8 protein-coding genes and 1 pseudogene are annotated in these 7,025 nt (G+C 70.7%); 3 read left to right on the plus strand and 6 right to left on the minus strand.

Annotated features, from left to right (window positions below):
- Nucleotides 1-299, minus strand: a 299-nt coding sequence (locus IH13_RS0123140; protein ID WP_031087412.1) for a hypothetical protein, incomplete at its 3' end; no start/stop codon positions are given.
- A 39-nt stretch (nt 300-338) separates the two neighbouring features.
- Nucleotides 339-1,358: an eCIS core domain-containing protein gene (locus IH13_RS41125; protein WP_234433366.1), complete on the minus strand. Its 1,020-nt coding sequence runs from the start codon at nt 1,356-1,358 to the stop codon at nt 339-341.
- 406 nt (nt 1,359-1,764) lie between these two features.
- Between IH13_RS41125 and IH13_RS0123150 the strand changes: the two genes are divergently transcribed.
- The gene (locus IH13_RS0123150) at nt 1,765-1,962 is read left to right on the plus strand and encodes a hypothetical protein (RefSeq protein WP_031087416.1); all 198 of its coding nucleotides are present in this window, start codon (nt 1,765-1,767) and stop codon (nt 1,960-1,962) included.
- Between the two features lie 496 nt (nt 1,963-2,458).
- On the opposite strand, the gene IH13_RS0123155 is transcribed toward IH13_RS0123150, so the two are convergent.
- From IH13_RS0123155 to IH13_RS0123165, 3 genes are all read right to left on the minus strand, one after another.
- A complete protein-coding gene (locus tag IH13_RS0123155) occupies nt 2,459-2,908 on the minus strand; it encodes a DUF2871 domain-containing protein (RefSeq protein WP_031087418.1) in 450 nt (149 codons plus the stop codon).
- Between the two features lie 84 nt (nt 2,909-2,992).
- Nucleotides 2,993-3,673 (minus strand): ABC transporter ATP-binding protein, encoded by a 681-nt coding sequence (locus IH13_RS0123160; RefSeq protein ID WP_031087419.1) that lies wholly within the window; start codon nt 3,671-3,673, stop codon nt 2,993-2,995.
- Nucleotides 3,670-4,758 (minus strand): ABC transporter permease, encoded by a 1,089-nt coding sequence (locus tag IH13_RS0123165; protein WP_031087422.1) that lies wholly within the window; start codon nt 4,756-4,758, stop codon nt 3,670-3,672. Before IH13_RS0123165 ends, IH13_RS0123160 begins: the two co-directional genes overlap by 4 nt.
- A 172-nt stretch (nt 4,759-4,930) precedes the next feature.
- Between IH13_RS0123165 and IH13_RS0123170 the strand changes: the two genes are divergently transcribed.
- Both IH13_RS0123170 and IH13_RS0123175 read left to right on the plus strand, forming a co-directional pair.
- Complete coding sequence (locus IH13_RS0123170) at nt 4,931-6,151, plus strand: sensor histidine kinase (RefSeq protein WP_031087423.1); 1,221 nt, start codon at nt 4,931-4,933, stop codon at nt 6,149-6,151.
- Entirely contained in the window at nt 6,148-6,786 is a 639-nt protein-coding gene (locus tag IH13_RS0123175) for a response regulator (protein ID WP_031087425.1), read from the plus strand. Before IH13_RS0123170 ends, IH13_RS0123175 begins: the two co-directional genes overlap by 4 nt.
- A gap of 81 nt (nt 6,787-6,867) precedes the next feature.
- Here IH13_RS0123175 and IH13_RS41130 read toward each other — a convergent pair.
- Nucleotides 6,868-7,025: pseudogene (locus IH13_RS41130) on the minus strand (IS3 family transposase); the annotation flags it as partial.

The raw sequence follows: 7,025 nt of genomic DNA on the forward strand, positions 1-7,025 counted from the left end.
TCGGGTCCGCCGGAGCCGCCGCCGAGCACCCCGGCTCTGTAGAGCGCCAGGCAGGCCCTCATGTACTCCCTGCGGCGTGTCGTGTTCACGTTGCCCGTGACGTTGTCGGCCGCGTTCCGGGCGTGGTCGAGGAGGGAGGGGGAGGCCTGGAGGATGTCCTGGCGCATGGAGGCCATGGTCATCTCGAACCGCCCGCGTTCCATCCAGTAGTTCGCGAAGATCATGGGGTCGTTCGTGATGGCGGGACTGCCGGCCTTCTGCCACTTGTCCGTGTTCGACTCGACCGTCTGTGCCGTCACTTGTGGATAGGTGATCTCGGCTACGTACGGCTTGGACTTCTACCCGGAGCCGTTCTTCTCGAAGATGTGCCCCAGGCTCTTCGCGGACGTGATGTCGTACCAGGCGACCTCGCTCCCGTCGAGTTGGAGGACGACATCGGGACGGGTGTTGCCATGGGTGACCTGCATGGCCACGGAGAACGTGCGGCCAGAGGCCGGACCGGTCCAGGACTTCCGCTCGGTGAGGAACACCTTGGTGGCGAGGGACTCGATGGCGTAGCCGGCCATGGCGGGGACCAGCGCGGCCATCTCTGCCTTCTTCGCCGGGGTGGCCTGGAGGTACTCCTCCCACTGCTCCGCCCACCGGCCCAGATATCCGTCCGTGAGTGCGAGATTGGCGTCGGTCGGATTCTGGGTGGCCTGGAGCCAGGCGAGCTGGACGGCCGCGTCGAGCCTCTCACCGAAGCCCACCAGGTCCTTCTCGACCTGTTCGCTGGGGCTCTCGCCGGACGTCGGGTGGGAGTGGACGGAGCGCTGGACGGACTCCGGTCCGCCGCCTGCCCGTTCGGCCGGGCCCTGCGTCGCCTGGTGAGGCACCGGTCCGCTCAGGACCCTGGTGGCGTTGGCCTCAGCCTCCCGCTCGAAGCGGTCCGACGGGTCCGAGACGCGCAGCCCCGACCCGTTGTCCGTGCCGGCCACCGGGCCCTGCGACTGCTGGATGACGTGGGTCAGCTCATGGGCCAGGGTGTGCCGGTCGGCGCCGCCCTCGCCGATGACGACGTGGTTGCCGGAGGTGTAGGCGCGGGCGCCGACCTCGGCGGCGGATGCGCGGGCCGCCTCGTCGGTGTGGATCCGTACGTCGGAGAAGTCGGCGCCGAGGCGGGCCTCCATCTCGGTGCGTGCGGCGTCGTCGAGGGGGCTGCCGGGGGTGCGCAGGACGTCATCGACGGTGGAGCGCTGTACCGGGTGCTCGGTCTGGTGGTTGTAGTCGGCGACGTGCTGGTGCCGTTCCCGGGCCCATGGGTGTCCGGCCCGGCGGAGCATCTGGACGACTGCCGCGTTGCCGACGGTGCTGTGCAACGCGAGAAGGCCCAGGGGCGGCGTCGGGCCTACGGCCTGGGGTCGGCGGGCCGGCACCCCGCCCTTTCGCGCCTCCGCGGACCTGGCCCCTACCTCGGCATGCATGCGGCCTCTTCCCGGTGAGCGGACAACTCCGCTCTGGATACCTCAGGCGCGGGCGGGCCGGCCATGTACACGAGGGCAGGGCAAGGGGCATTGCGTGTGGGCCGCACGGGCGAGCGGCACGGCGCGCCAAGGCCATCTGACTGACCGAGCTCCGCGCTGCGTATCGGTGACAGGCGTCGGACGCTGCGTCCCGCGCCCCCCACGGGAGCCGCGTAGCTTCTCGCCGAAGAGCAACTGCGGCCGGCGGTGAAGCGGCAACTGCTGAGTCGCGGGGCACGCCGGGGCGTCGTACACAGAAGGCATGAGCGAGGAACAGAGGACATGGCATCCGGGCGAGATCGTGCCGGAGAGCGGGATCTACGAGTGCGACTGCGGCGCGGGCCACCACTGGAGTACGGACGTGAAGGGACACCGCTTCCCTCCGCTGCCGGCAGGCTGCCCGGGAGCCGGGTGGGCGTTGAAGACCGACGCCCACCCGGACACCGCGCCCGGGACCTGACGGGTCTCGGCGAGAGGGATCTCTGCGTGGTGCCGCGGCTCCCGTGGAGCCGATGGTCGGCGAACCCCACCCAAGTCCTCCGCGGGTTGTCGCGGGATCGGCCGGCGGCGGCGGTGGTGGCCCGGTGTCGTAACGACCACGTGGAGCCGCCGGCCCCGGGGGAAGGTCGGGCGGTTGGTGGGCAAGGCGGTCAAGGACTTCGAGGCCCGGTTCTGCCGCAGCAGGGTGGAGCGGTGTCTGGACGGTGGCCTCGCTGGCCCGGAGGGGTACGCGCCATAGGTCCTCGCGTCGTTCCACCGAGCTGCGAACGCCGGGCCGGATGCCGGCCGGGACCGGGGGCCCGGGGGACCGGACCAGGAAACCGGCGTTGCCGTCAGAAGTTTTGTCAGGTCGTGATCCGGACCGTCGTGCTGGAACGGAGGGCGCCCGGGACACTTCAGTCTCCCGGGCGCCCTCGCGCGTGGGGCAGCGCCGACGCTACCGGGAGAGCCGCGCACTATTTCCGGTGGTGTTCACGGGAGGGATGCCGGCCGGGTTCGGTGAGGTCGGGGCGTACGCGGTTGTGGAGGCAAAGGAAGAAGAGGGCCAGGGCGAGGGTGAGGAGTATGTGGCCCAGTCCTGCTGGTCCTGAGATCGCTGGGCCGGTGGTCTTGCCCAGGACGGTCATGGTGCCGTGCACGGTCATGATGCCGGTGGTGAGGATCAGACCGGCGTGGTAGGTCCAGAAGAACGCGTTGAAGAACCGGCCGCTGCTCAGGCGCAGGACTTTCTCCAGAGCCACGGCGATCAGGAAGAACAGCGTGCCCAGGGTGAGCAGGTGTGTGTGGAGCACGGAGAGCTGGGTGTCTCCGGTGAAGTCCTGTGCCTTGGTCAGTTCCCGGTAGAAGAGTCCAGCGAGGAGGCCGAGGACGGTGTAGATGACTGCGGAGTAGTAGAGCTTCTTCACGGGCGTCGTTCCCTTTCGGCCGGACAGCGGGTTTTGCTGCCGCGACAGCAGTGGGGTGCGTGAGCGGCTCCCGTCCGGGGCGGGTCAGGTGTGGGCGGGCAGGTGGAGGCGTCCGTCGTGGACTTCGGCGATCTGGTCGACGGCGGTGAGGTGGGCGCGGTCGTGGGTGACCAGAACGGTGGCGGTGGCCTGCTGGTGGGTGAGCCGGGTGATGAGGTCGATGACGGCGGCGCCGCGTTCGTGGTCGAGGGCGCTGGTGGGTTCGTCGACCAGAAGGACGGTGGGGGTGTTCATCAGGGCGCGGGCGATGTTGACGCGCTGGCGCTGGCCGCCGGAGAGCTGATGGGGGCGCCGGCCGGCCTGGTCGGCCAGGCCGACGGCGTCGAGGAGTTCCATGGCCCGGTCACGTGCGGTGCGGGGCTTGCGGCCGTCGATCTGGGCCATGACCTGGAGTTGTTCTGCGGCGGTGAGGGAGGGCAGCAGGTTGGGCTGCTGGAAGATGATGCCGATCTTGTGGCGGCGCAGTTCCGTCAGCTCGCCGCGGCTGAGGCCGGTGGTGTTCTGGCCGTCGATGGTGACGGTGCCGGTGTCGGGGGTGATCAGGGTGGCGGCGACCGCGAGGAGGCTGGACTTGCCGGAGCCGGAGGGGCCCACCACGGCGCTCAGGCTGCCCTTGGGGACCTCCAGGCTGACCTGGTCGAGGGCGGTCAGGCGGGTGTCGCCGTCGGGGTAGGTGAGGGTGATGTCGGTCAGGTTCAGGCTCATCGGACGCTCCCCAGGGCGGTCAACGGGTCGACGGAGGTGATGCGGCGGATGGAAAGGGCGGCACCGAGCGCGCCGAGGACGATGATCACGGCGGCCGGGAACAGGACGGTGGCGGGGGTCAGGAGGAACGGCACGGCGGAGCCGGACACCAGGGCGCCGAGGGCGGCGGCGATGCCGGTGCCGATCAGGGTGCCGCCGACGAGCAGGACGACGGCCTGGCCGAGGGCGTCCTTGAGCAGGTTGGCGGTGGAGGCGCCCAGGGCCTTGAGGACGGCGACGTCGCCGCTGCGCTGGATGGTCCAGACGGTGAAGAAGGCTCCGATGACCAGGGCGGAGATGGCGAACAGGAAGCCGCGCATCAACTGCAGGGAGCCGTTTTCGGAGGTGTAGGAGCCGATCGCGGACAGCGAGGCGTCCGTGGTGAGCGTCGTGGTGCCGGCCTGCTGGTCGGTGGCGGCCGTATCGGCCTGGGAGGTGGTGTTCAGGGCGATGACGGTTGCGGTCGTACCGCGGTCGCTGCCGGTGGGCGGCGCGGTCTTCTGCCAGGTGTCCAGGCTGGTCCAGATCACCGGGGTGTGGCTGAAGTGGGCGTTACCCCGGACGGCGGCCACCTTGAGCTTCTGGCCTGCCAGGGTGAGGGAGTCGCCGGGCTTCACGCCGAGGTCGTCGGCCGCTGTGGTGGACAGCACCACCGCGTTGCCGGTGATCTTGTCGCTGCCCGGGGCGAGGCGGGAACCGGGCTCGACGCCGAAGGCGGAGACCCCGGTGCTCTTGTCTCCCGCGGTGGCCTTGGTCGTGGCGATCCCCAGAGGTTCGGCGCTTTCGACACCGGGCGCCGTGGACCACTGCTGCCACTGCTTCTGGGTGACGGTGGAGTTGGAGTACGACGGGTCCTGCCCCCCGCCGGGCGCCTGGAAGGCGATCTTGTCGGCAGGCAGGCCAGTGATCGCGGAAATGTTCTGCTGGCCCAGTCCGGCCGTCAGCCCGGACAGCAGCCCGACCAGCAGGGTGATCAGCACGATGACGGTCCCCATCAGGGCGAAGCGCCCCTTGGCGAATTTCAGGTCTCTCCAGGCGACGAACACGGCGTGGACCTGCCCCTTTCAAGTGGTGGAAGCGGTATGTCCCCACTCTCGCCGCCCATGCCCCCACCAGGCATCTGGCCCAGGACAGCACTTGCCGCACCAAAAGGCGGCACGCCGGTTGTAACTTTCGGTGGAGGCCGGGCCGGGGTCTTCTGCCTAGGCTGGAGGGACTGTGACCACCACCGCCCCCACCCTGACCCCCACCACCCGTGCCCTGGCCTGGTGCCTGCACCTTCTGGTCGTCGGTCTCCTCGCCCTGGCCGCAGGCCGGGCGCTGGCCGATCACCGTCCGTACGCCGGGTGGGTCCTCGCCGCGGCCGTAGCGTGCGGCCTGGTCTATGCGGCCGGCCCGGTACTGCCAGGCATAAGCCGCTCGCGTCGGGCCGCCGCACTGTGGCTGACCGCCGTGAGCACCGTCTGGCTGGTACTGCTGGCTCTGTCCGCCGACGGGGTGTGGGTGGCGTTCCCGCTGTACTTCCTCCAGCTCCACCTGCTGTCCCGCCGCGCCGGACTGACCGCGGTGGTGGCCACCGCGGTCGCCGCCATCGCCGGCTTCGCCCTGCACCAGGGTTCCTTCAACGCGGCGATGGCGATCGGCCCGGCCCTCGGCGCCGCGGTCTCGGTGGCCGTGGTGTGGGGGTACCAGGCCCTGTACCGGGAGAGCGAACAGCGCAGGCGCCTGATCGAGGAACTCACCGCCACCCGCGCCGACCTGGCCACCGCGCAGCACACTGCCGGGGTGCTGGCCGAACGCGAACGCCTGGCCCGCGAGATCCACGACACCCTCGCCCAAGGCCTCTCCAGCATCCAACTGCTGCTGCGCGCCGCCGAACGTACCCTTCCCCAGGCCCCGGAGAATGCTGCCCGCTACGTCGACCAGGCCCGCCAGACCGCCGTCGACAACCTCGCCGAAGCCCGCCGCTTCGTCGCCGCCCTCTCCCCGCCCGCCCTGGAAGGCACCACCCTGGCAGGCGCGTTGGAGCGGCTGTGCGCCACCACCAGCACGCGCCACCGGATCACCGCACGATTCCATCTCACGGGTGAGCCCGTACCGCTGCCGACCGCGCACGAGGTCGCACTGCTGCGCATCGCTCAGTCCGCCCTGGCCAACACCGTCCGCCACGCCCACGCCACCACTGCCGAGGTCACCCTCAGTTATCTCGGCGATCACGTTGCCGTGGACGTCGTCGACGACGGACGCGGCTTCGACCCCGCCCACCTGCCCGTCCCCGGTCCCGAGGCCGGCGGGTTCGGACTGGCAGCCATGCGCGCCCGCACACAGGCTCTCGGCGGCACCCTGGCGGTCGAATCCGTCCCCGGCCACGGCACCGCCCTGGCCGCCCAGCTGCCCCTCACCCCGTCAGCCGAGACCCGACCCGAGGCCCTCCCGTGACCGATACCTCCATCCGCCTGCTCCTGGCCGACGACCACCCCGTCGTACGAGCCGGACTGCGTGCCGTACTGGAAACCGAGCCCGGCATGACCGTGGTGGCCGAGGCCGCCACCGCCGAGGACGCGATCACCCGCGCCACCGGAGGCGACATCGACGTCGTGCTGATGGATCTGCAATTCGGCAAGGGCATGGGCGGCGCCGAGGCCACCGCCCAGATCACCGCCCGCCCCGGAGCCCCCCGAGTGCTGATCGTCACCACCTACGACTCCGACGCCGACACCCTGCCCGCCATCGAAGCCGGCGCCACCGGCTACCTCCTCAAGGACGCCCCACCCGAGGACCTCGCAGCCGCTGTACGCACCGCAGCCGCCGGCCGCACCACCCTCGCCCCCGCCGTCGCGGACCGGCTGATGAACCGCCTGCGCACCCCTGGCACCGCCGTGACCCGCCGCGAGAGCGAAGTCCTGGCCCTGCTCGCCGAGGGCCTGTCCAACCAGGCCATCGGCGCAAGGCTCCACCTCACCGAAGGGACCGTCAAGTCCCACCTGGCCCGCGTCTACACCAAGCTCGGTGTCGACTCCCGCACCGCCGCCGTCGCCACCGCCACCGACCTCGGCCTCATCCGACGCCCGTAAGCCCCCCGGCCGGATGCCCTGGCCCGAGCCCAGCCGACGCCCCGCTGATCACGGGCCTTGACCCCGAATCCTGGACACGGGTTATGCGGCTGGTGCCAGCGTAGTTGGTGTGCGGTGGAGGGCGTTCTCGAAGGCGATCGGTGATCGTTGTCCGAGGTGGGAGTGTCGGCGTCGGGTGTTGTAGCGGTGGAGCCATCGGAAGGCGTCGAGTCGGGCCTCGCGCTCGGTCGGCCAGCTCT

Source organism: Streptomyces sp. NRRL WC-3549 (assembly GCF_000721935.1).
GTDB lineage: Bacteria > Actinomycetota > Actinomycetes > Streptomycetales > Streptomycetaceae > Streptomyces.

Bases quoted from the DNA above. Each gene is read 5' to 3' on its own strand.
- IH13_RS0123150 (WP_031087416.1), top strand. From the start codon at position 1,765: ATGAGCGAGGAACAGAGGACATGGCATCCGGGCGAGATCGTGCCGGAG.
- IH13_RS0123160 (WP_031087419.1), bottom strand. From the start codon at position 3,673: ATGAGCCTGAACCTGACCGACATCACCCTCACCTACCCCGACGGCGAC.